Source organism: Butyrivibrio sp. NC2002 (genome assembly GCF_000702265.1).
Taxonomy (GTDB): Bacteria; Bacillota; Clostridia; order Lachnospirales; family Lachnospiraceae; genus Butyrivibrio.
The window spans coordinates 117549-143585 of the sequence record NZ_JNKZ01000007.1 but is presented as its reverse complement, the minus strand read 5'-3'; the positions used below and the strand labels follow the sequence as shown (position 1 = coordinate 143585).

Below are 26037 nucleotides of genomic sequence, written 5' to 3'. Positions count from 1 at the left end.
TGATTTCCCCTCAAAATTATGGTGTATTATTTTTTGGTAATAAAGCCAAGTGCCTTAAGAAGCTCAGCACATTCTACAGCTCCACCTGCGGCGCCTCTTAAAGTATTGTGTGAAAGGCCTACAAATTTCCAGTCAAAGATTGTATCCTCGCGGAGTCTTCCTATACTTACGCCCATACCGCCTTCGTAGTTGACATCAAGAGCAACCTGCGGACGATTATCTTCTTCCATGTACTGGATGAACTGCTTGGGAGCGCTGGGAAGTCCGAGCTCCTGAGGCTTACCGGAGAATTTAACGAGCTTTTCGATAAGCTCTTCTTTTGTAGCCTTCTTATTAAATTTTACAAAAGCTGCAGCAGTATGTCCATATAAAACAGGAACTCTTATGCACTGACATGTAATTATAGGACTGCTTGCCGGAACAATTACTCCGTTCTCAACTTTCCCCCATATTCTAAGAGGCTCTTTCTCACTCTTTTCCTCTTCACCGGAGATGAAAGGAATGATGTTGCCTTCCATTTCGGGCCATTCTTTAAAGTTTTTACCGGCACCTGAAATAGCCTGATATGTAGTTGCAACTACCTGAGTAGGTTCGAACTCTTTCCATGCTGAAAGCGCAGGAGCATAGCTCTGGATAGAACAATTCGGCTTAACTGCAATAAATCCCTTTGTAGTACCAAGTCTCTTTTTCTGGAACTCAATAACGTCAACGTGTTCCGGATTAACCTCGGGAATGATCATAGGAACATCGGGTGTCCAACGATGAGCGCTGTTATTGGAAACAACGGGAGTTTCGGTTTTAGCATACTCCTCTTCTATAGCCTTGATTTCATCCTTAGACATATTTACAGCTGAAAGAACAAAATCAACGCCCTCAGCAACTTCCTTAACATTGGTTACGTCCTTGATCACAAGCTTCTTAACAGATTCAGGCATGGGTACTTCCATCTTCCATCTGTCGCCAACTGATTCTTCATAAGTCTGTCCTGCACTTCTCGGACTTGCAGCAACTGTTGTTACCTCAAACCACGGATGATTGTCGAGAATTGTAATAAATCTCTGACCAACCATACCTGTTGCACCAAGAACCGCCACCTTTAACTTCTCGCTCATTTTTTCATTCTCCTCTTAAAAATATAAATATTTCCGCCGCAGTTATTCTGCTTCGGTTACTGCACATATTAATTTCCGGATAAAAATTAATTAATCATCGCTTTCAAGATCCGGATAGATAGGACTTTGACATCTTGTCCAGAACAGATCAAGGAATTCCTTATTCTTTTCAAGTGCCTTTTTCATTGAAGCCTTACTTGGAGCTCCAATCGTAAGTCTCTTTTCGATAATGTTCTTAAGACTTATTGCCTCGTAGATATCATTTTCAAACTTATCGGAAAAACTCTTTAGTTCATCAAGACTAAGATCTGATATTCCGCAATTTTTTTCTATACAGTTTAATACAATTCTTCCAATAATTCCATGGGCATCTCTAAAAGGTACGCCTTTTTTTACAAGATAGTCGGCTGCGTCTGTAGCATCTGTAAATCCGCGTATTGCACTTTTTTCCATCACGTCCTTGTTGAATTTCATGCTGCGGAGCATATCCGTGAAAAGGATTATGCAATTTTTGGTATTATCTATCGCATCAAAACTGACCTCTTTGTCCTCCTGCATATCCTTATCATAGGCAAGAGGAATCCCCTTCATGGTAACAAGCAGTGAATTAAGACTGCCATAGACTCTTCCGGTCTTACCTCTTACAAGCTCAGCAATATCGGGATTTTTCTTCTGTGGCATAATGCTTGATCCCGTGGAATATGCATCATCTATCGTAACAAAATTGTATTCGTTAGAATTCCAGATGATCACCTCTTCGCTAAATCTGGACAAATGCATCATTATAAGTGAAAGAGCAGATAAAAACTCGATCAGATAATCTCTGTCAGAAACCGAATCCATACTGTTAACAGTAGGTCCATAAAATCCAAGCTGCAAGGCTACAAATTCTCTGTCAAGCGGATATGTTGTTCCTGCAAGCGCTCCCGCACCCAAAGGGCAATAGTTCATTCTCTTATATATATCACAAAGCCTTGTCGCATCTCTCTTAAACATTTCAAAATAAGCTCCGAGATGATGAGCAAGTGTTACAGGCTGTGCCTTTTGAAGATGAGTAAAGCCGGGCATATATGTATCAATATGTTCCCTCATAAGATTATCAAGTACCTTCAAAAGGTTAAACAAAGTTTCTCCGGTATGTCTTACTTCCTCTCTGGTATAAAGTCTCATATCAAGAGCAACCTGATCGTTTCTTGATCTTCCGGTATGCATTTTTTTGCCGGCATCGCCTATTCTCTCGATCAGATTAGCCTCGATGAAACTGTGAATATCTTCGTACTTATCAGTAATTTCAAGCTTTCCGTCTTCTACATCTTTGATTATTGAGTCAAGACCCTTATGAATGCTTAAACATTCTTCATCGCTGATGATCCCCTGCTTTGCAAGCATCTTAACATGTGCCTTACTTCCCAGGACATCCTGATTTATAAGTCTCTTGTCAAAATAAATCGAAGCATTGAATTTCCAGGCAAGTTCGCTTATCTCTCCCTGAAATCTTCCTCCCCAAAGTTGTGCCATTTCATCTCCTCTTTTAAATTAAAATATACATTAATAATTTAACCAAGAACATTATACTTTACAATAGCATAGTGTTAAAGTGTTTACAAGAAAAAAAAGAAGAACTTCAAAAATTAGAAGTTCTTCTTAAAGTTAAGCTGGAAAAGGGACTTGAACCCTCGACCTACTGATTACGAATCAGTTGCGCTACCGACTGCGCTATTCCAGCATATATTTGCGCCAAAGCACAAATATGATTATACCCATAAGGACAAAAATATACAAGTGAAAATACGTGATTTTATGGTTTTTATATTAGATCACATAACATTCTTCATATGAACATCCACCTGAGGAAAAGGTATCTCAACACCTTCCCTGTCGAAAGCTTTCTTTATTTCTTCGTTCATGGACCATTTTGCCTTTACGTAATCTGAGGGCTTGACCCATCCTCTTATTCTAAGGATCACACTGCTGTCTGCAAGCTCATCTACATAAACGCTCTTCTCGTATTTATCGGAAATGAATTCATTACCGTCAAGGACTTTTAGTGAAACTGCTCTTGCCTTGTCAATATCTGCACTATAGGAAATCCCAACCATGGTATCCAATATTCTCATGGTATTTCCGAAGTTATTGGTGATCGTAGCAGATGCAAGTCCTCCGTTCGGTACTATGACTTTCCTGCTGTCAGCAGTAAGAAGTCTTGTATTTATAAGAGAAATCTCGGTAACGGTGCCTTCTATCCCCTGACCGTTAACAACGATGTAATCTCCTGCCCTGAACGGTTTTGCAATAAGGATAAGTATTCCTCCGGCAAAATCGGAAAGGGCTCCCTGTACAGCAAGACCGATTGCAACACCTGCAGAACCAAGAAGTGCAACTATGCTTGCCGTATCCATTCCAAAAGCTGCCGCTATTGTAAATAGCAGCATTATATCAAGTACTACTTTTACAAGTTTTGACAAAAACTGTGCAGTTGCTTTTTCTATTTTGGTCTTTTCAAGGGATTTCTGGATGAGAGCTGCAATAAATCTTATAACCTGCCACATTACAACAAGGAAGATTATAGCGATAACAACCTTTATAAGCAGCGTCATAAGTTTATCAGGCAGTTCCCTAAAGAACTTTTCAAGAACAGAAGGATCAATGTCCTCAGCCCCGGAAGCCTTAGCAATCGTTTCGATAGTCTTATCTGCGACAAGCTGTACATCAGCTTCAAGGCACATAATAGAATTGTTTAAAAACATATTTTTCTCCCAACAATTACACAGGCCGCATATAAGATAAACCTTCTATATGCGGCCATGTATCTTTTTTCAAATATATTTATGCATAGTTCAAAAACTTGTATTATTTATCTGTCTTTTTTCCGGTGTTTTTCTTTGCAGCTGTCTTTTTTGTTGTAGTAGTCTTCTTTGCAGCCGGTTTCTTTGCTACAGATTTTTTTGTCTGAGTCTTTACATTTTGAGTTCTTTTAGCGCTCTTTGACAGATCATCTATTACGCTTTCGGAAACAATACTTGAAATACGTTCCTCTTCTATCTGGTTGTATTTCTGTTCGATTGCTTCTTCCTGAGCAGCAAGTTCCTTCTCATATCTTTCATGAAGCTCTCGCAGCAGCTTAGCTTCTTCTTTTTCCTGACGCTCCTTGAGTTCGCGAAGTGTCTTTTCCTTCTCATTCTGCTTGTTGCTGGCTTCTTCTTCCCTTATTTTTCTTATCTTCTTCTCCTGAGTTGTATAAGGTGTGTAAGAGAATATTGCAAGTGAAGATGCAGCTACCTTAACAGGGATTGAATACGGTCTTCCGTCTGATTCATAGAACTCAGCCTCGATCCTTCCGGGGTTAACAAGTCCCTGTCCGCCATAGCATGTATCATCAGAGTTAAATATCTCATAGTATTTACCATCGCAGGGAACGCCTACCTCAAAGGTTCTGTCTACACCTGCCATATTTACAACAACTACGAGCATCTCCTCATCTTTTTCGCTTCTTCTTATAAAGCTCATCATGCATTCTTCCGCAGCCATGCTGTTTATCCACTCAAAGCCTGAGTCAGAAGTATCAAGCTCATGAAGAGCAGGCTTTGTATAATACAGTTCATTTAATGAATGGATCATGTTTTCAAGGAAAACAGCATTGTCAATTGAAAGTGCATTGGGATCCATGCTGATCATCTTCTTGCCGGGATGTGTCATAAGATATGCAACCGCAAGTCTTACTCCTGCCATCTTCTGCGCAGAATCTCCGGGCATAAGATCGTATAGTCCCTCAAGACCTTTTCCAATATCTTCATGAGTATATGCAAGGACAAATCTCTCTGTGTAGCAGTATACAAGTGAGAATGTCAGCTCATTGTGATATCCGGATCTAAAGAGCGGATCGTTCTGAATATAGTCAAGGAAATCCTTGGTCCATCCGTTATTCCACTTATAGTCGAATCCAAGTCCTCCGTCATCAACGTCTCCGGTAATCCTTGGCCAGCATGAAGTCTCTTTTGTAAGAGTAAGGATTCCGGGGAACATGCTCTTAATGATCGTATTAAAGTTTACAAGGAAATCCTTAGCCTCAAGGTTCTCATTTCCGCCATACATATTGGGAATCCACTGACCGGGCTTTCTGTCATAGTCAAGATAAAGGATCTTGGCTACATCTGCAGCTCTAAGGCCATCAAGGTGGAATTTACCAACCCAGAAAAGTGCTGATGCAAGAAGGAAATTAGTTACCTGTTTTCTTCCAAAATCAAATACCAGGTCTCCTGTTCTTGGATGTATGCCCATTCTGGGATCCGGATACTCATAAAGAGGCTGTCCGTCAAAGCAGTTAAGTCCGCAGGTAAGCTTAGGGAAAAATGTAGGAACAAAGTCCATGATAACCCTGATATTTGCTTCATGCATGATATTTACAAATTCCATGAAGCCCTCAGGAGAACCGTACCTGCCCTGAACTGCATAGAAACCTGTTATATGGTAAGGATGTCCCTGAATATGCTCCATTATCGGCTTAAGCTCTATGGTGTTAAAGCCGTGGTCCTGAACATAAGATAAAATATCAAGCGCAAGCTCCTTAAAATCAGGAATATGATTATTATGTTTAGCCGCGAAGCTATCAAGAGAAATCTCACAGATTGAGATTGCATCCTTGTCTCTGTCAAAAGAAGTTCTGTTTTTGATCCACTCGGAATCAGTCCACTTAAATGAACCTATATCTATGATCTTGGATACTTCGCATTCTTTGTCCTTAAATCCGTATCCATAAGGATCGGGTCTCTTGAATATGACACCGCCCTTAGTCTTTATCTCGTACTGATAGCCATCGCCACACTTTGCTCCGGGAATAAAGATTTCAAATACACCGTCATGATCAACGCGCTTCATCTGGTTGATCCTTCCATCCCACTCATTAAAATCACCGATAACGCTGACTCTTGCAGCATCAGGTGCCCATACTGCAAATGCAGTACCTTCTACTTTATCGATTGTCATGGGATGTGCACCGAATTTATCGTAGATTGAATAATGGATACCGCTGTTAAGCTGGATGAAATCCTCTCTATCCATTCTGGATTCGAAATTGTAAGGATCAATAATTTCTTTTATATCGCCTGTATCAAGCTTGATCCTGTATTTATATCTGAATTTATCCTTGTAAGGAACAAGGACAGCAAAAAATCCTGCCTCGTCAGCAAGCTCCATCTTGTATGTCTTTGTTCCTGTCTCGGGAATAACTGTTATTTCATCTGCTGTTGGGTAAAATGTCTGAATAAGTAGACTTGAACCTACCTTATGTGCTCCTAAAATACGATGAGGATCATCTCCATCCGAATAAATAATCTCCTCGATCTCCGGCCAGTTCATCAGTTTGTATAGCTTGTTATTCATATCTATCCTCCGCATAAAAAATATTTTAGAACACAAATTTCAAGACAATTATACCACTATATAAACAGATTTTGGAAAATTAAAGTTAATTATCGGTTGTATCTTCAGAAGTTTCTGAATTGTCAGTAGTTTCAGTATCTTCTGTTTCTGAAGCTTCTGATTCTGAAGCTTCTGTTTCCGAAGCTTCTTCTGCGGCTTCTTCTGTCTCTTCTGCTTTTTGGATATCATCTGCAGAGAAGATAAATGCAGACTTCAATGTACTGCTTACTGTATAGATTGTGGAGATATCATCAACCTTAAGGTAATAGGTTGATGCAGACTGATTAAAGTCTCCAAAATAAAGTGTATGGCTTTCTCCATTCTTAAGGCTAATGACAACAGTAACATCAGGATCATCAAGACCATAGTCTGCAAGGTTTTCCGCTCCGTCAACAACCTGTTCGGAGGTTATTGTTTTTATCTCCTTAATCTTGGAATCGATCTTATCTCTGTCAACGGTTATTGAATCATTGTCTTTAAGGTAGTAATCTCCGTTTTCATCCTTTTCTATATCAAAAGTTCCGTTTAAGTTTGTAACTTCAATTGATTCAATTTCGTCCTGGTCAGTAAGAGCAAGCGCTGTATATTTGGGCTCGCTCTCTTTTGCCTGTACATTCTCATTATATTTTTTTAGTCCGAAATATCCGCCTACAAAGACGATAAGAAGGACAAGTATTACTATTAGCTGTATCTTTTGTTTTTTCATAATATCTCCTCACATATTACTTCTTGCGTCTTGATATCCATACAGACAGACCTGCCGCAAGAATAAATACAACAATGCCTGCCATAACCGATATCATTGCTATAGCTGTTTTTGCAGGAATTACAAGAGGTGAATCAGCCTGCTTAACAGGTATAGTGACAAGGTCAGTTTCAAAATCAACAAGTGCATTTAAGGTATTGCCAAATAGCTTTAAATTAAGACCTGAAACTATTTCATCTGCACCTTCAGAGAACATATCTCCTGAAGAATAGATAACAGCGCAGCTTGAACCTGAATCCAATTCCTTTTCAGCTTTTAATCCTACGTAATATGTGCTCTTTTGAGCTTCATCGGAGTTTTCAATAAGCTGACCTGATTCTACGTTGATCTTCTGTATGTAAGCATCATCGGATGTGTACAAAATAGGTGTGATCGTAACATCATCACTTGCTTCATAAGTAAGAGGGCTTGCAAGAGGTGCAAATACAAGACCTGATGCCTCATCTGCTATACCCTCTGTTATAGTGTCACTTCCAAGATACGGGAAGAGATAGAAGTTCTGCTGGAAATATCTGTCGGAATCATTTTCCACGACAATTCCGTCTCCCTTGGAAACACCATAAAATGCAAGGATCTTATCAAAATTATCCATCTGAACCTGTGACTGATAATAAGTAATTATAAGTGCATTTCCTCCGCCCTGAAGATAATCTATGACCATCTGTGCTTCACTTTCTGAATAGTCAGTCATGGGCGAGTTAATGATAAGAAGGCTGCAATCATCCGGCACTTTGTCCTGCTGCAAAAGGGAAAGGTCATTTACTGTCACATTATTCTTGCTAAGAACATCACTGAATTTATCAGGGATATCTATCTCGTTGTGGCCCTTTATCTGATATGCATTCATAAGATCATCATCTGTAAGGCATACATACTGAAGTGCGTATGTGATCTCACCCTCAGTATCATAGCCTGTTACGTTTGACTGATATGTGTTGTAATCAACAGTTGTTTCATACATATCATCATAATTTACAACGTAACTTCTGCCTGTAGTCTCATTTACAACTATTACGCTTGAATAGCTTATATTCTTATCTGTATATTTTTTTGCAAACTGAGGATTTATAACGGGGTCAATATAGCTAAGAGTTATATGGTCACTTGCTGAAGCATAGCGCTTTAATACCTTCTCTATACCCTTGTCCTTTGATTTTGAAGATTCATCATCTTCATTTGCAAAGAAGTAAAGTGTTATATCATCGTCTATTCCTGCAATTATATTTTTAGAATCATTTGAAATTGAGTAGATATTCTGAGCTGTTACATCTACTTCTCTAATATTATCCGGAATCTGGAGAGCTGCCATATTAGCTGCAACAACAACGCAGATCATAACGATGACACTTACAATGCTGTAAGCACTTATACTAAAGTTCTTGTTAGAGATACTGTATCTTCTTTTCTGGATTACCTGAACTGACAAGAACAGGAAAAGTGCGGTAACAGATATAAAGTACACAATTGAAGTCATGTCACATGCACCTGTCAGCATGTTTGCAAGTCTTGTTGAAAAATCAATTGTTGATGCAAAAATATCTTTTACAACAGTGTTATTTATATTTCCGTAAAAGTTAGAGCTAAGGTTACCAACAAGGATTATCACAATAGATACAACTGCACACACTATCGGATTATCAGTAAGATTTGATACAAATATGCAGATTGATATCAGCATTACACCGTACAGGAAAAATCCAAGTATATTAATATAGTTCCACAAAACAGGGACAGTGCCAAACATAGCCATAACAGGCACAACAAGGCAAAATACAAGTGTGGGGATTGCAAGGATCGCACATAATGCAAGGAATTTGCCAAGCACTATACCTCCAACAGATACCGGCGCTGTCAAAATCAGCTGATCTGTTCTGTTTCTTCTCTCTTCTGAGAAAGTCCTCATGGAAAGTATCGGGATCATGAACATAAGTCCCCAATATCCAAGGTTATATAAGGTTCCGTTGATATTATTATTTAAACTTACAACATTAAATAAAATAAAAAACAGTGAAAACAGTCCTATAACGACTGCAATAAATAAAGGTCCTATAAATGACTGAAGATAGGACTTGAATTCTCTTTTAAAAATAGCAAACATTATTCCTCATCCTCCTTATCATCCTCTGTCTTTTCAGCTACCGGATCTGCTTCTGATTCTGAACTACCATCAGATTCTGCAGCCTTTTCAGATTCTTCATCACTTTCAGATCCGTCTTTTTCATCGCCTTCAGCCGGAGTTTCTGTAGCTTCTTCCGTATTCTGGGTAACCTCCAAAAATACATCTTCAAGATTTTTCTTTTCAACTTCCATCTGAAGTACAGGGAGTCCGAGGGTCGCAAGTGCACGTGCTATCTCAGCTCTTACATCATCGTTACCATTATTGGTAACCTCAACCATAACGCCGCCCTGAGCATCCTTATCACCACTTATTTCAATATCAGAGAGCGACTCAATTCCAAGGAGTGCTCCTCTTATCTGAGCTTCCTCTCCAAGAATAGACATCTTAATATGTTCTTTTCCCTTGAATTTATCCTCAAGGTCTAAAGGAGCACCCTCTGCCACAAGTTTTCCGTGGGAAATGATCATTACATAATCACATACTTCATTTACCTCAGACAGAATATGTGAACTTAATATAACAACATGATCATCGCGAAGAGATTTGATAAGGTTTCTTATTTCGATGATCTGCTGAGGGTCAAGACCAACAGTAGGTTCATCGAGAATAATAACTTCCGGGAATCCTACAAGAGCCTGTGCAATACCCACTCTCTGCTTATAACCTTTTGATAGATTTCTTATCATCCTGTCTTCATATTCACCAAGCATTGCCATTTTTAATATCTTTGCAAGCTGGTCACGTCTCTCCTTTTTGGGAACTTTCTTAAGTTCCATAACAAAAGAAAGATATTCCTTAACCGTCATATCTGTATAAAGAGGCGGAATCTCAGGAAGATATCCAATACATTTTTTTGCTTCTTCAGCATCTTTTAAAATGTCATGACCGTTTATTGTGACTGTGCCTTTTGTAGCTGCTATATAGCCGGTCATGATGTTCATCGTTGTGGATTTACCTGCACCGTTTGGTCCCAGAAAGCCATAGACTTTGCCTTTTTCAAGAGAAAACGAAAGATCATCTACGGCCTTATGATTTCCGTAGACTTTTACAATATTTTTTACTTCTATCAAAACTTTTTCCTCCGTAAATAATAATTATTCACTCCTCAACATATTGTGTGAAAGACACAAAAAGCTGTACGCATTATTTTCCCCATGCGCACAGCTACTAGTTTACTCCTGTTTATATTAAAGAATGTGAAACATTAATCAAATAAATGTGAAAATTTTGTGTCCTGTCAGCCCTTGCCTGTTGATCCAAATCCTCCTGCTCCTCTTTCGCTTTCTGCAAGAGAATCAGCTTCTTCAAAAGTTACAGACAGATATGGCTGGATTATTATCTGGGCAATCCTCTCACCAGCTGTAACAACTCTCTCAACCTCTGAATCATTGTGGAGAGCTACTATGATCTCTCCTCTGTAATCAGAATCAACAACCCCAACACAGTTAGCAGGTCTTAAGCCTTCTTTGGTTGCAATTCCGCTTCTTGCATAGATTCCTCCAAAATAATCATCGGGAATCTCCATCGCAAGTCCTGTTCCAATTTTCACTGTTGAAAACGGAGCGATCTTTATATCCTCCTTAAGATCAGCATACAGGTCATATCCTGCAGCTGCAAGACTTCCCCTTGTGGGCATGATTGCTGTATCTGTCAGCTTTTTAATCTTAACTTTCATCATATACTCCTCTTTTTTCATACTTATAAAAATTTAAAACGGCCTTAGCATATAGCAGGTGCAAGGAGGAATATCAAGTCCTCCCCCAAAGTCTATGGTTTCACCGCTAATTAGGTCTTTTGCCCTGCCTGCTCTTGCATCAAAATGCGCAGTTACGGGATTATCATCTGCATTTACAGCTACCATTATCCTGTCATCTTCAAATTCTCTCTCGATAACGCAGAATTTATTCTGAAGAACAAGCTGCTTGAAATCGCCGTACCAGAGTGCTTTGCTGGTGTTTTTTGCTTCATACAGACTTGCAATAATATCTGTTAATTCATTCCAGATGGGCTCATCAAAACAAGGTCTGAGCGCAGGGTCACCATCTGATTTATTACCCTCAGCTCCCCACTCGGAGCCGTAATAAACAGTAGGTATTCCGGGCATCCCAAACATCATAGCATAGATAAGCGGCAGATGTCTTTTATTATTTAAATTACTCGCAATCCTTGATACATCATGATTATCGACAAATGAAAGCAAATGCTCTCCTCTGTAGAGGCACCAGTTCTCAGGTCCAAACTGCCTAAGAAGAGAATGCACTATTTCAAACATATTAAGGGAATTAAAGCTTGAGAAAAGTCCCTTATAGCATTCATAATTAGTTGCGCTATGACATAGATCGGGTCCCATAACCTTTCTGTAGTCTCCGCCGATCATCTCTCCGACAAGGAAAAAGTCTTCCTTTTTTGAGAGCACAGCGCCCCTGAGCCTTCTAATGAAGTTCTGCTCAAGGCAATATGCAACGTCCAGTCTTAGCCCGTCAATATCATAGTCATCAATCCAGCTAAGAGCTGAATCTATAAGGTAATTTACAACTTCCTCATTCCAGAGATTAAGCTTTACAAGGTCGTAGTTACCTTCCCAGCCTTCATACCAAAGTCCGTCGTTATAGCCGTCATTTCCGTCAAAGTTAATGTGGAACCAGTCCTTATATCTGCTGTCCCATCTCTTTTCAAGAACATCTGTAAATCCGAAAAATCCTCGTCCCACATGGTTGAACACACCGTCAAGAACGATCTTTATCCCTTCCTTGTGAAGTGCCTTACAAACCTTCTTAAAATCTGCATTTGTACCAAGTCTTACGTCAACTTTCCTAAAATCTCTTGTATTGTAGCCATGTGTATCCGATTCAAAAAGCGGATTAAACAAAACAGCTCCCACACCAAGCTTTTTAAGGTGAGGAATCCAATCTATCACTTTAAGTATCCGGTGCTCGAGTTTTCCGTCATTCTCAAAAGGTGCACCGCAAAATCCTAGCGGATAAATCTGATAGAAACCTGTCTCATAAGCCCACATAATATTCTCCCCCCATTTCATTATGTCATCTTCCGGAATGTATCCAAGAGGCTATTTCTTTGCGTCCTCTATCATAGCAAGCGCTCCGTAGATGTTGGAATCATCTCCAAGCGCAGCTTTCTTAAGTTTAACTGTATTTCTTATTGAAGGCATGCAATATCTGTCAACTTCAGCAAGGATTTTCTCCATGAACTCATCTCCGACAGCCTCCATTACGCCGCCTCCGTAAACGATAATATCAGGGCTTATGGTATTTATCATATTTCCCGATGCTATCGCAAGATAATGGCATGCTCTGTCAACGGCTTCCATGGTAACAGGGTCGCCTGCAGCCATAGCCTTTTTAAGATTTTTACTCTTAAATACGCCATTTTCAATTGTATCTGAGAGCATATTTTTGCGACCTCTTTGTGTCTGCTGCAGTATATATGCGCTCATTCCTTTTTTACTTGAAAAGGCTTCAAGGCAGCCTCTTTGTCCGCATCCGCACAAAGGTCCTTCAGGATCAAGTACCATGTGCCCGTATTCAGCAGCCTTGTGCTTATTTCCGGTAAAGAGCTTGCCATCCAGAATAAGACCTCCGCCCATTCCCGTTCCTACAAAGAAGCCAACTACGTTTTTATAGCCCTTTGCAACTCCGTATTTATATTCACCAAGAACACCCACATTTACATCGTTTCCGATGTAAAAAGGAATGTCGAACTTTTTCTCGATTGAGGATCTGATATCATAATTTTCCCAGGGAAGATTGGGTGAAAACAAGATCACACCGGCATCCTGATCGATGACTCCGGGCGCTCCCGCACCTATAGCCTTTATGTCCTTCTTTTTAATGCCGGACTCATTTATCATATCTTCAACAACGCTGATTATCACTTTTTCAACGTTACTTGTATCATCCCCAAGCTCCTTTGTCTTTTTCTTGAGACGATATACTATTTCCTTCTTTTCATTAAAGATAGCACCAAGGATTTTGGTTCCGCCAATATCAAGACAGACATTATACTTTTCAGACATTATCTAAACCCTCCTTATGTTAATCCTCTTTCTTTCTTATTTTATCACTCTTTAAACTCTCATTGTAAACGCCGAAGCCATTTCGTCCGTTCATCTTTACCTTATAAAGAGCGAGGTCCGCATTCTGATATAGTTCGTTGTAATTACTTCCGTGCTGCGGATACATTGCAAATCCTACCGACATTGTATAGGATACCTCACTGCCTTTGTAATCTATTTTCTTTTTGTACTTCGTAAACTTAGAGAGAATATCGCTTACTTCTTCCTGCGTCTTATTTCTTATGACAACTAAAAACTCGTCGCCGCCTATTCTTGCAGGGATACTGTCTTCTCCCATCATCCCTCGCATATTGTCCGCAGCATTTCTAAGAACCTTATCACCGCAGTCATGCCCATACGTATCATTTACCTGCTTGAAATAGTCAAGGTCAAGTATCACAACAGCAAGTGACCTTGTTTCTAAATCGCCTATTTCATCAAGGAATATGTTTCCGATAGTTGTTCTGTTATAAAGACCTGTAAGAGTATCCCTCTCAGCAAGATTCTTTATCTTTTCATTCGTTCTCTTAAACTCATCTACATCATAGGTCAGAATGTAGATCCTGAGGCTGTCATCTTCCCTTGATCTTCTAATCTGGTAGCAGGCATTTTGATACCTTCCCGTATCATTGGCACCGACTCTTTCAAGGAATACGATATTTCCTGATATTTTACCCTTTTTATAGCCCTCTATCAGCCTGTCTCTATCATAGAACTCGTACATTTTATCCCGGTCTTCTTCGACAACCTGCGAAAATACCATGCTCTTTGTCACTTCATTAAAAGGAAGCTCTATATAACCTGTTTCACCAAAGTCGCTTATAAGTCCGCTCTGTCCAAGATGCATATAGACTGTCTTATTCTCAGACAAATTGGCCTCAAGATAAAATGAATTACGGATAAACTGTTCAAAGCTTCCATAACCAAGCGTGTCAGTGAAGGCATCACTTGCAAGTAGCAGAAATGTCGGATCACTTGGCATATCATAATAAACAGATCCGCTCTGGCTTATTTCCGGAAGCTTTCTCATGCGCTCTGAGTCTATACCTCTGGAACACATGATAAACATATTATGGCCTTCTGAAATAACGGGAATGATAAGGTACATCAGCCAGTCATATTCACCGTTTACATCTTTTGTTCTAAAGTAGTCTGTCAGATGGTCAGCATTAAACTCAGATAACCTCTCATCGAGCGTTGTAACATCATAAAAGTTAAGGAACTTTTCCCTGTCCTCATTATAAATTGCTTCTTCAGAGAACTTTAAAATTGCTTCAGTATAAGTATTTCCTTTTAGCTTTACAGCATAATTCGAGAGGTTCTCAAATACCGTTTCAAAGGTATTTTTTTCAGTCATTACAATGTCCACACGGTTATACATCATGTAAAGGAATCTGAGCGTTGAATTTAGCTTAACAGCCTTCTTTCCGGGATCATTTTCCTTATAGGATTCAATGAGCGAAATTATCGCTGTTTTATTCTTGTAGCTCGAAACCTTTTTAAGCATGATCCTGTGGAATCCGGCACTTGTTACGAATTCCATTGTGTGGATCTCACTGCTTTGGGCGCACTGCTCAGAAAGTTTTCTAAGGTGCCTTGAAAAAACAGCCTTATTATCGTTAAATACTGCTTCCACACTGGTTTTGCCATCCACATACATAGGAGAAATGATCTCATCAAAGCTTTTTGTTGTCATAAACACTCTGATCCTGCCATCTTCTAATTCAAAAATGCTGATTGGCAGAGTGTGGATCACACTAACCCTATCTGTCTCAAAAGCTTCTTCTATTTCGAGTGGTGTCTGAGACAAAATATTGATCCTGCTGATATCGTCAAAGTATTGTCTTTCTTCTTTGTTTTCAGGATAATAATCAACTTTATGCAGCTCTTCACATGGCAAAGCCTCACTATAGAGATGTCCCTGGGTCTTTTCACATCCTATCTGGATGAGATAGTCAAGTATTTCCTCATTTTCAACAGATCCCATCATGGTTCCAAGATGCAATTCCTTAGCCATATTTATGACGTTTTTCATCATGACTCTGGATTTATCGCCATTTGTAAGTCCTGATAAGAAGCTGCTGTTTATCTTGATCGCATCAAAAGGCAGTTCATTTAAAATATGAAGTGATGAATATTCGCTTCCAAAATCATCAAAAGCAATCTTAAAGCCTTCCTCGTGGAATCTTAAGAGCTGACGCTTAATTACATCTTTATCAATTTTTATCTCGGATTCGCTTATTTCTATTTGGATAAGTTCCCTGTCAATGCCGTATTTATCAGTATTCCTAATTACAACATCAAGCATATCAGCAAGAACAAAATCCATTCTCCTGAAATTAATGGATATCGGAACAGGATCCATTCCCTTTGGAAGACCGCATAAATCTTTACATACAAGCTCTATAATGTGTGAATCGAGAATATGGATTTTGCCGGCTCTTTCTAGCGAACTGATAATATTAGATGGCATTATCTTTCCGTACTTTGGATCATTCCATCTCGCAAGAGCCTCAAATCCGCATGTTTTCTGTGAAAGAGAATGAACGATCGGCTGATAATAGACATCTATATAATCGTTCTTAATAGCGTTCTCCAAATTATCTATTACATAATTTGAAATGATCGCATCTTTAACAAGCCTGCCGGACCCTAGCTCAAAATAACCGTCCTCATCATCTTCGCCCATGAAGCTCGCAATTCTGGCATTCTCAATAAGGCTGGTGATAGTATCTTCCCCGGAGTCGCCTTTAAAGCTTACGCCTGCGATGATCTTCATGCCGGAATACTTCCATTTATCATCAAAGCTTTTTCTTACTTTCTTTATCTGTTCTTCCGCATTCCTGCCTGCATAGATCACTGCATATCTGTTATCCCCAAGGTGACCCGTATCTTCCTTATCAAAAACTTTTCTAATTATTTCAGCAGTACTTACAAGCACTTTCAAGCCGTTTTCAAAACCATGAACCATATAAAATGATCTGAAGTTTTTGATATAAAAATAAATGCAGCAAAAAGAATCAGAAAGCTTGCCGCTCTCCAACTTCTTCTGCTGCATTTCAATAAACTCTTCTTTTGATAAAAAACCTTCGAATTGTAAGCCCTTATCATTAATATTCATATGTATTCATGACCCGCTCATAGGATTAATAGTAAATTGCAATAGATTCACTAATTAAATCTTATCAAAAGCATGTTCTGAAAACCATACATAGTTAGAAAAGTAATATATTTTTTAGACAATTTTTATTTAATGGAATTACTCACCAAATACTGCCTTGTAGTCCTTCTGGAACTTCTCGATACCTGCAGTTGTAAGAGGGTGATTAACCATCTGTTCAATTACTTTATAAGGAACAGTAGCGATGTGTGCACCTGCAAGTGCGCAATCTGTAACATGCATAGGATGACGAACTGAAGCAGCAATGATCTCTGTATCAATGCCGTGTATGTCGAAGATCTGTGCAACTTCTGAGATAAGGTCTGTTCCTCTTGTGCTGATATCATCAAGTCTTCCAAGGAAAGGACTAACAAATGCTGCACCTGCTCTAGCTGCAAGAAGTGCCTGGTTAGCTGTGAAAATAAGAGTCATGTTGATCTTGATGCCTTCTTTTGCAAGTGTGTGGCAAGCCTTAAGTCCCTCTTCTGTCATAGGGATCTTAACAACCATGTTAGGATGGATCTTGGCAATCTCACGTCCCTCAGCGATCATACCCTCAGCGTCAACTGTAGTAGCCTTAACCTCACCACTTATAGGACCATCAACGATAGATGCGATCTCAGCAACAACCTGCTTGAAATCTCTTCCTTCCTTTGCGATGAGTGAAGGGTTTGTTGTAACACCACAGATAACACCCATATCATTTGCTTTCTTAATGTCTTCTACATTTGCAGTATCCAAAAAGAATTTCATAATTGTCTCCTCTCCAAATTAAAAATTAGTTTAGTGGAATCTATATTATTTTTAATGCAATTAAAATAATATCACACTTCCGGTACATAATACACCCAAAAGTTTGCCAATTTCTATAAAAATGTTGCTGATTTTTTCGCAAAAATCATTTTAAGTCTCCGCCATCATCATGAAGAAGTGTATCCGGCAAACCATCAGCCGCTGTTGTAGCAAGCTCATCACATCTCTCGTTCTCGGGGTGACCATCATGTCCCTTAACCCATGTCCAGATAATATCGTGTTTTTTGGCTGCTTCGATAAGTCTTTTCCAAAGCTCAACATTTTTAACAGCCTTACCATCAGATTTTTTCCAGCCCTTCTTTATCCAGTTACTTACCCAGTTTTCATTGAAGGCGCTGATAACATATTTTGAATCCGATACCACATTCACCCTGCATGGTCTGTTCAATGCTTCAAGACCTGATATAACCCCCATCAGTTCCATTCTGTTATTGGTTGTTTTATCATAGCCGCAGCTTATCTCTTTTTCGTGTGTCACTCCTTTTGGGTCAACATACCTTATTATTGTTCCGAAACCTCCGGGTCCGTCCGGGTTGCCCCTTGCAGATCCGTCTGAAAAAATTGTTACTTCCATAATTACCTCAACAAAGAATAATTTAGCATGTACTATGCCTGTTTATAAAGACCAAATTCCTGATTCTTCAAATCTTTTTGCCATATTTTCAGCATCGGTTACTATTTTTTCATCATATCCTATAACCTTAAGCAGATTTATGGCATTTCTTGTAGTCGCAGGGCCTTCCTTTAAGAGATAATCAAATTCCACATCATCACCCTTCATAATGCCCTCGAAATGATAGATATCAAAGCATTCCTTTAATAATTGTGAGAGTTCAACATCATGAGTTGCTGCAATGCAGTAAACATCAGATTCTGCAAAATACTCAAGTATCTTGGCAGATGCTGATATTCTCTCAACGGTATTGGTTCCTCTTAAGACTTCATCGATAAAGCAAAGTACAGGAGCCTTGCCGTCTTTTGCATCGAGTATTCTCTTAAGAGATTTAATCTCGACCATATAATAGCTGTCTCCGCCCCTTAGGTCATCTCGAAGAGCCATAGATGAGTAAACCCTATAAAAAGGAGCCGCATATTTTGAAGCAAGTGCCGTATTTATACTCTGAGACAGGATTGCATTTATAGCGCAGGTTTTTAAAAATGTCGACTTGCCGGAAGCATTAGAACCTGTAATAAGAATGCCCCTATCTGATAAAATCGTATTTTTTACGGGCACATCAATAAGCGGATGATAACCATCCTCCATCGCAAATTTCCTGCTTCCGTTTTCGGTAAGATCAGGAATGCTGTATCCGTTTTGTAGTGATGCTCTAAAATATGAAACTGAAAGCTCTGCATCAATTCGTCCCATAATGCTTATCATCTTGTCGACACTTGCAATTTCTTTTTTCAGGCTGTCAAACATTTTATTGAATTTGATTATGTCTACATGTGTAAGCATGCGAACATAATCCATAAGGACATCTATAGGATTACCACTGCCATTCATCTTGGAGGGTGACATCAGAACCCATGAGCCCTTTATAAAGCCCTCCATATTTTTACAGCTGATAAGAAGCTCATCATTTTCTTTTTTAAATCTTTCATCCCCTTCGTCTGATACTTTTTTCGCCATTCTTAAAAGTCTGCAAACGTAGGCAAAAGTAGAAATATAAGGGTCTATCTGTGCTTTTATCCTAAAATACGAAACAATATTATAAGCAAATGTGCAAAGAAGCAGCAAAAATCCAAAAGTAAAATTCCATGCGCACATTATGATAAGGGATACTGCCATAAGTGCAAGTAAAAGAAAGTGCACAAAATTAGACTCTCTGTCATATTTATCAAGAAAGTCCAGATACTCGTATATTGAATATTTGAAGTTTTTGCCGATCGAATGAAAAATCTGCTTATACTTAAGTCTAAGATCTTCATCTGTAATAAAATCAGAAACATGCTCTTCAAATTCGCCTGTTTCGTCAGATAAACCTATCTTTGGATTTCTTATAAGATAATAAAGATATTCCTCTCCGGCATCAGATTCGCAATAGTTGATCCTGTCAAAGACATCACTAAGCGAGAGGTCGCTAAAGGTGATGTCATCGACAAAATAATCATTTCTATGCTTTAGATGGTATCCCCAAAGCCCCTTCCCCGAAGTTTTAAGCCTCTTGGAAGGAGCTTTTCCGAATTCATTTTTTACCTGCTTTATAAATCTTTCTCTCTCGGTCTTCTCATTACTTTTTCCGATGAGAAAGACAAGCAGAAGAACTGTTGCAATTATAGCTATAAAAATAATACCGTTCATTAAGTCCCCAGATTACAGCTCTTTATCAATGCGAGCTTTGATTTCCTCCACCTTTTTATACAGCTCATCCGTTCCAATGCCTATGTTGTAGTTGCCGTCTTCATAACGGATAATACCGCCAATCATAGTCATCTTGACATTCGATGGATCACCGCTGTAAACAATGTTTTTGCAGATATTATTAATAGGTCGCATATTAGGCTTATTGAGGTCGATCATTATGATGTCGGCCGTCTTGCCTTCAGAGAGCATATCGCAGTTATTAAGTCCCATTGCATGAGCGCCGTTAACTGTGGCCATCTTAAGAACTTCCATCGCATCAACGCATGAAGCATCATTTTCACGAAGCTTAGCAAGTCCTGTTGCAAGGAACATTTCTCTGAACATGCTAAGGCAGTTGTTACTTGCAGGTCCGTCTGTTCCAAGTGCAACGGGAATGCCTCTCTTTAAGTATTCGTTAATAGGAGCAATTCCGCTTGCAAGCTTTGTATTGGAGCCGGGATTTGTAACAACATACATACCACGCTTTTTAAGGATTTCCATATCCTTTTCATCAGTATGTACCAGATGGTAACCGCCTCCGCCGTAATCAAACATATGAAGAGAGTCAAGGAACTGAGTAGGTGTTAGTCCGTATCTTTCCTTACATTCAGCTGTTTCCTTGGCTGTCTCGGAAATATGAGTAAATACAGGTGCTTTATATTTATGAGCAAGCTCTGCAATTTTTTCAAGCAGCTCTTTAGAGCATGTATATTCAGCATGGAATCCCAAAATATATGAGTTGTAGCTGTCTCTGCCGTTCAATGTGTTGTAGCACTCTTCAACAAGCTCCACAGACTGAGAAAAATTATTTACAGCTCCAACCTGAACGCATCTCATTCCCGCATCTCTACACGCATCAGCTATAGACATGGGAGTAAGGTACATATCAAAAATAGATGTGATACCGCCCTCTATATATTCAAGTATTGCAAGCTGTGTGAGGTAGTAGATATCTTCTGCTGTAAGCTTTGCTTCAACAGGAAAAATCTGCTCGTTTAACCAGTCCTGAAGCGGCAGATCATCAGCTCTTGAACGAAGAAGAGTCATTGCTGAATGAGTATGCGCATTTTTAAAGCCCGGCATAAGAAGATTTTTCTTACAGTCAATCTCTCTGTCAAATGAAAGCTTACTCTGAGGATTTTCCTTGTAATACTCATCTACCTGTGATTTTTTGCCACAGAAAATGATCTTGTCATCCTGTGTCCAAACCTCGCCTTCAAAGATGTCCTCGCCATCTCTCATTGTAAGTACTCTTGCGTTATAAAATCTGATTCTCATATGCCCTCCGGTTTATTCAAGACTCGCTCGCGAGTCTTGCGCGCCGGATTCGGGTCTGCTTCAGCAGACAAATTCCTGTCCGAATCCGTGCGCATCCTCGCGGAGCGTTTAACTCAGTCGGAGCTTGTACCCCGACTGAGTATAGTTTGTCATAACCCCCACCTACGCTAACGCTTAGAGGTAGGGGATTTCTCCGACTGAGTTAAAACTTTTTGACGCACTCAGTTACCAGTTTTTCAAACAAAGGTCCTGTCTTATCAGCAGCCTTCTGAACATCCTCATGTGAAAGCGGATCTCCCATACCTGCTGCAAGATTGCTTATGCATGATACTGCACAGATTTTCATTCCCATGTGGTTAGCAGCAATAGCCTCAACAACTGTACTCATTCCTACAGCATCTACGCCCATTGTTCTAAGAGCCTTGATCTCAGCAGGAGACTCAAAAGAAGGTCCTGTTAGCTGAGCATAAACGCCCATTTTAAGCGGGATCTTATTCTCAATTGCTGTATCAATGATGATCTGTCTAAGATCCTTGTCATAGACTTCACTCATATCAGGGAATCTTGTTCCAAGCTCGTCTATATTGGCTCCGATAAGCGGATTAGGAGCAAATATGGAAATATGGTCAGTCATAAGCATAAGGTCGCCTGCTTCAAAGTTATAATTGATTCCGCCTGATGCATTTGTAAGGAATAGAATCTTTGCGCCAAGCATCTTCATAACTCTTGTAGGAAGTACAACATCTGTGATGTCATATCCTTCGTAGTAATGTACTCTTCCCTTCATGCAAACAACAGGAACTTCTCCAACATAACCAAATATAAATTTGCCGTCATGTCCCGGAACAGTTGAAACAGGAAATCCCGGAATCTTAGAATAAGGGATTTCACACTTTACATCTATCTGATTTGCATAGTTTCCAAGTCCTGATCCTAAAGTTATGGCAACTCTGGGAACAAAATCAGTCACCTCTCTTATTGCCTTTACACAGTTTTCTACTTTTTCATAAATCTTATTTTCAGCCATTTAATCTTCCTCCGTAATAGCTTCGTTATCTACATTATCATAACCCAAATCAGGATTAATTCCCACTCCAATATCACTTATGTTTTCATCAAAATGTATCGTTCCGTGAAGTCTTGGTCTCATAGTATGCCTTATAGCGACATAGATTGCATCCATTGCGCCGTAGTTATTTAGCTGATTATATACAAATCCGTTTAATCCCTTAACATCAAGGGAGTCGCCATACATATCAACAACGCCGTATATTATGCCATTTCCGGGTATCTCATCAAATCTGACCCCGATATTTGTAGGCGCAAGCATAGATTCAAAGCCAAAAGAATTGCCGTGATCTAAGGGTTCTCTTTTTCCAAAATATATATTCATCACTCTTGTCGATGAATCTTCAAGGAAATACAACTCATTTCTAAGTACAACTCTTCCGTATTCATCAGTTGAAAACTCAGATACTGTTGCGATCTTGTAGGATTCACCATGCTCATCTATATCGGTGATACGCCTTATTTTATCAAAGCCGCACAAAAGCTCTATTTCAGCTTCCCCCTCTTTTATCACAAGGTAAAAGAGATTTTTCTTTTCATCATATCTAAAGCCGATACTCTTAATACCATCAGTATAATTGTTGTGGAGTATCTGGATAAGAATAGGCATTATGCCAACTCCCTGATCATCTAAGTCATAAGTGACATTATCAAGGCACTTCATTATCTTTGTGCGAATATAAGGACTTATTTGCATACTGCATGCGGCATTGCCCGATTTATTAAGCGGGATCCTCATATGAGAGTTTTTGGATCTGCCGTTTGTAACCTTAACCCTTCTGTTATTCCAGCCTCCAAATAGAATCTTATTTTCATATACATTTGTATTTTCTACGTTATTTAAAAAGCGTGTAAGCATCTGCCTGTCTTTTTTAACTTTGTCCGTGACAGGAAGCGCATTTTCACTAACCTTGATGTTTTTCATATGTGAGTAGATGGTGTTTGACAGATTGCCCTTTTGAAAGAGATCCTCGTTTCCGGCATTGGTCACAACAACCATATCTATATCAGGAAAAACATAGGCATTCTGCCCCAGCATACCGTTGAAAGTATATGCGCCTTCTCTGCATACATTAGTCCAAAGCTGATAGCCGTATCCGGGAGCATTCATCTTCCCCGTCTCCACATGAGCCTTGGTTGCATCTTCCACCCATTCAGGAGGAAGGAGCTGCTCGCCGTTATACATTCCCTTATTTATATAGAGTATTGCAAGCTTTGCCATATCTTCCATGCGAAGGAGCATTCCCCATCCACCCTTAGTTATCTTCTCCGGGCTCTCCTCCCAAAATACTCTCTTAATTCCAAGTTTATCAAACAGTCTTGGCTTTAGATATTCAAACATGCTCATACCTGTGATCTTAGTCACAACACTTGATAGCATGTAGGAATTCATGGAATTATAATCAAATGTACTGCCGGGGGAAACTTTTAATTTCGCATCAAGGAAAAGCTTACTCCATTCATCGCCAACAACCATTCCGGTCTCATTAAAAGAAGACCCGCTTGTCATCGTTAGCAGATTCCTTATCGTCATTCCATTTGAAATTAAACTCTTTATTGGAGATGTTACACTTGAAAAAATGTCGGAAATTTTGTCATCAAGTGAAAGCTTTCCTTCATAGATAAGAAAGCCAATGGCCATTCCCGTTACACTTTTGCACATAGAATGAGTAATGTGCCATGTATCCATATCAAAAGGAGCATAGGCACACTCTCCGATAATATGACCTTTTCTCACCACCATGATCTTGTGCATGTGGCAATTGTTCTGGTCATATAGATTAGAAAAAAGTTCATATATAAATGAGGTATCAACGCCCATTTCTTCAGGCGTAGCATGCGGAAGGTGTGTCTCACCCTCCGCATGCTCTGGAAATTTCACCTTCTGAGGTGAATAAGTTGTCTTACATATATCACCGGTCTTATGGCCTATCAGCTTTAAAACAAGCTGAACTACTTCCATTTCGGTTTTTGCCATTTACTGCCTCTTCCCCTCGCTAAGGGTTCTCATGGAGTTAAGAATTGCAAGTACGGCTACGCCTACATCTCCGAAAACAGCAAGCCACATCGTGGCAAGCCCCAGAGCACCCAAAACAAGTATTAGTATTTTTACTGTAAGGGCAAAGGCAATGTTCTCTTTGACTATTCGGACTGTTTTTCTGGCAATGGCAATAACGCTAGAAATGCCTCTTATATCATCATCCATAAGGACTATGTCAGCAGCTTCTATTGCCGCATCGCTGCCAAGACTTCCCATGGCAATTCCGACATCTGCTCTCATAAGGACAGGTGCATCGTTTATTCCATCACCTACAAACACGAGCTTACCTCTGTTTGTATCAGATAAAAGTTCCTCAACTTTTGTTACCTTATCTGCAGGCAAAAGATCCGAATATACTGTGTCAATAGACAGTTCACCTGAGACTTCCTGTGCGGCCTTTTTAGAGTCTCCGGTGAGCATTACAACATTTCTCACACCGGCTTGTTTAATATCTCTTATAGCCTGTGCTGCCCCTTCCTTTATTGTATCAGATATCGTAATCGTTCCAAGTAAAACTTTTTTATCTGCTATATATACTACAGTACCGGATTTTCCTTCGGGAATATCTGTAATTCCGTTTTCCTTAAGGAGTTTTTCATTTCCGGCAAGATATTCTTTTCCTTCAAAAGCAGCAATTATACCGTGACCTGCAACTTCCCTTACATTACTTACCAGTGCTTCGTCAGGCGCATTGCCGGTTTTTTCTTTGTAGGCTTCTATGATAGATCCTGCAATTGGATGATTTGAAAAGCTTTCTATATGTGCGGCAATCTTTAACAGCTCATCACTAGTTAATTTACCTTCAGTATCGATATCCTTAACCTTGAATTCACCCTTTGTAAGAGTGCCTGTCTTGTCCATAACAAGTATGTCCGCATCGGCGATTGCTTCAAGGAAGTTACTTCCCTTAACGAGGATGCCTTTTTTAGAGCTTGCACCGATTCCGCCGAAAAATCCAAGCGGGACTGATATAACAAGCGCGCAGGGACATGAAACAATAAGGAAAATACATGCTCTTTTTATCGAACTTGAAAGAGGAAGAAGTCCAACTATCGGAGGTACAACAGCAAGAAGTACAGCGCCTATCGTTACTATTGGTGTGTAGTATCTTGCAAACCTTGTTATGAAGTTCTCCATTCTTGATTTTCTGTTGCTTGCATTTTCTACAAGTTCGAGAATTTTGGCAACAGTTGAATCTTCGTATTTCTTAGTGGTTTTAAGCTTAAGAACAGAGTCCTTATTGATGCAGCCACTGTATATTTCCGAGCCTGTAGAAGCTCTTCTGGGGACAGATTCACCGGTTATTGCTGACGTATCAAGGAAAGATTCACCTTCAATCACTATTCCGTCCAGTGGAACTTTTTCGCCCGGTTTTATGACTATTACAGAACCTATTTCCACATCTGAAGGATCAACTTCTTCTATATTGCCATCTTCTCCCTGGAGGTTTGCATATTCGGGAGCAATACTCATCATATCAGCAATAGATTGTCTGGACTTGCCAACCGCATAGCTCTGGAAAAGTTCTCCGATCTGGTAAAACAGCATTACAGCAAGCGCCTCTGAGTACTCCTGTATTCCAAAAGCACCGAAAGTAGCGATCATCATAAGAAAATTCTCATCAAAAACCTGTCCGTGAGAAATATTTATGAATGCCTTTTTAAGTACGTCATATCCTATTACGAGATACGGAACCAGATAGATTATAAAAATAAGCAATTTAGGCAGCTTATCAAAAAGTCCTATATGCTCAAGGATCATCAAAACTATAAAAGCTATAAGGACTCCAATTATTCTGTTTCTGGTCTTTTTCATCTTCTTAGTCATATCAGTTTCCTTATGT

18 protein-coding genes and 1 tRNA gene are annotated in these 26037 nt (G+C 39.5%); all 19 read right to left on the bottom strand.

Annotated elements, in window-relative coordinates; all coding sequences use genetic code 11:
* Nucleotides 1–26 precede the first annotated feature (26 nt).
* Nucleotides 27–1112 (bottom strand): aspartate-semialdehyde dehydrogenase, encoded by a 1086-nt coding sequence (asd, locus tag T543_RS03965; protein ID WP_035765997.1) that lies wholly within the window; start codon nucleotides 1110–1112, stop codon nucleotides 27–29.
* 90 nt (nucleotides 1113–1202) lie between these two features.
* Complete coding sequence (gene argH, locus T543_RS03960; protein WP_035765996.1) at nucleotides 1203–2630, bottom strand: argininosuccinate lyase; 1428 nt, start codon at nucleotides 2628–2630, stop codon at nucleotides 1203–1205.
* Nucleotides 2631–2765: 135 nt separating this feature from the next.
* Nucleotides 2766–2838: transfer RNA gene (locus T543_RS03955), tRNA-Thr, on the bottom strand.
* 91 nt (nucleotides 2839–2929) lie between these two features.
* Nucleotides 2930–3859, bottom strand: coding sequence for a mechanosensitive ion channel family protein (locus T543_RS03950; RefSeq protein WP_081829930.1), 930 nt, complete (start codon nucleotides 3857–3859; stop codon nucleotides 2930–2932).
* 103 nt (nucleotides 3860–3962) lie between these two features.
* Complete coding sequence (gene glgB, locus T543_RS03945) at nucleotides 3963–6491, bottom strand: 1,4-alpha-glucan branching protein GlgB (protein ID WP_051638522.1); 2529 nt, start codon at nucleotides 6489–6491, stop codon at nucleotides 3963–3965.
* An 85-nt stretch (nucleotides 6492–6576) separates the two neighbouring features.
* The gene (locus T543_RS03940; RefSeq protein WP_035765995.1) at nucleotides 6577–7236 is read right to left on the bottom strand and encodes a DUF4340 domain-containing protein; all 660 of its coding nucleotides are present in this window, start codon (nucleotides 7234–7236) and stop codon (nucleotides 6577–6579) included.
* A 16-nt stretch (nucleotides 7237–7252) separates the two neighbouring features.
* Nucleotides 7253–9394, bottom strand: coding sequence for a DUF7088 domain-containing protein (locus T543_RS03935; RefSeq protein WP_035765994.1), 2142 nt, complete (start codon nucleotides 9392–9394; stop codon nucleotides 7253–7255).
* The gene (locus tag T543_RS03930; protein ID WP_035765993.1) at nucleotides 9394–10485 is read right to left on the bottom strand and encodes an ABC transporter ATP-binding protein; all 1092 of its coding nucleotides are present in this window, start codon (nucleotides 10483–10485) and stop codon (nucleotides 9394–9396) included. The genes T543_RS03935 and T543_RS03930 overlap by 1 nt, the downstream gene beginning before the upstream one ends.
* A gap of 167 nt (nucleotides 10486–10652) precedes the next feature.
* The gene (dut, locus tag T543_RS03925) at nucleotides 10653–11090 is read right to left on the bottom strand and encodes a dUTP diphosphatase (RefSeq protein ID WP_035766500.1); all 438 of its coding nucleotides are present in this window, start codon (nucleotides 11088–11090) and stop codon (nucleotides 10653–10655) included.
* Nucleotides 11091–11123: 33 nt separating this feature from the next.
* Nucleotides 11124–12431, bottom strand: coding sequence for an alpha-amylase family glycosyl hydrolase (locus tag T543_RS03920; RefSeq protein ID WP_035765992.1), 1308 nt, complete (start codon nucleotides 12429–12431; stop codon nucleotides 11124–11126).
* A gap of 51 nt (nucleotides 12432–12482) precedes the next feature.
* Nucleotides 12483–13448 carry an ROK family protein gene (locus tag T543_RS03915; RefSeq protein ID WP_035765991.1) on the bottom strand — a complete coding sequence of 322 codons (966 nt, stop codon included), beginning with the start codon at nucleotides 13446–13448 and terminating at the stop codon, nucleotides 12483–12485.
* Between the two features lie 19 nt (nucleotides 13449–13467).
* Nucleotides 13468–16545 (bottom strand): GGDEF domain-containing protein, encoded by a 3078-nt coding sequence (locus T543_RS03910; protein WP_197023926.1) that lies wholly within the window; start codon nucleotides 16543–16545, stop codon nucleotides 13468–13470.
* 201 nt (nucleotides 16546–16746) lie between these two features.
* The gene (fsa, locus tag T543_RS03905; RefSeq protein WP_035765989.1) at nucleotides 16747–17400 is read right to left on the bottom strand and encodes a fructose-6-phosphate aldolase; all 654 of its coding nucleotides are present in this window, start codon (nucleotides 17398–17400) and stop codon (nucleotides 16747–16749) included.
* 145 nt (nucleotides 17401–17545) lie between these two features.
* On the bottom strand, nucleotides 17546–18034 hold the full coding sequence (gene rnhA / locus T543_RS03900; protein ID WP_035765988.1) for a ribonuclease HI: 489 nt from the start codon (nucleotides 18032–18034) through the stop codon (nucleotides 17546–17548).
* Nucleotides 18035–18076: 42 nt separating this feature from the next.
* On the bottom strand, nucleotides 18077–19765 hold the full coding sequence (locus T543_RS03895; RefSeq protein WP_035765987.1) for a MutS-related protein: 1689 nt from the start codon (nucleotides 19763–19765) through the stop codon (nucleotides 18077–18079).
* A 12-nt stretch (nucleotides 19766–19777) separates the two neighbouring features.
* Nucleotides 19778–21085, bottom strand: a complete 1308-nt coding sequence (locus T543_RS03890) for an amidohydrolase family protein (RefSeq protein ID WP_035765986.1) — start codon at nucleotides 21083–21085, stop codon at nucleotides 19778–19780.
* 202 nt (nucleotides 21086–21287) lie between these two features.
* Nucleotides 21288–22112: a purine-nucleoside phosphorylase gene (locus tag T543_RS03885; protein ID WP_035765985.1), complete on the bottom strand. Its 825-nt coding sequence runs from the start codon at nucleotides 22110–22112 to the stop codon at nucleotides 21288–21290.
* The gene (locus T543_RS03880; protein ID WP_051638521.1) at nucleotides 22113–24131 is read right to left on the bottom strand and encodes a serine hydrolase domain-containing protein; all 2019 of its coding nucleotides are present in this window, start codon (nucleotides 24129–24131) and stop codon (nucleotides 22113–22115) included. It abuts the gene before it with no gap.
* Nucleotides 24132–26021 carry a heavy metal translocating P-type ATPase gene (locus tag T543_RS03875; RefSeq protein ID WP_035765984.1) on the bottom strand — a complete coding sequence of 630 codons (1890 nt, stop codon included), beginning with the start codon at nucleotides 26019–26021 and terminating at the stop codon, nucleotides 24132–24134.
* Nucleotides 26022–26037 lie beyond the last annotated feature (16 nt).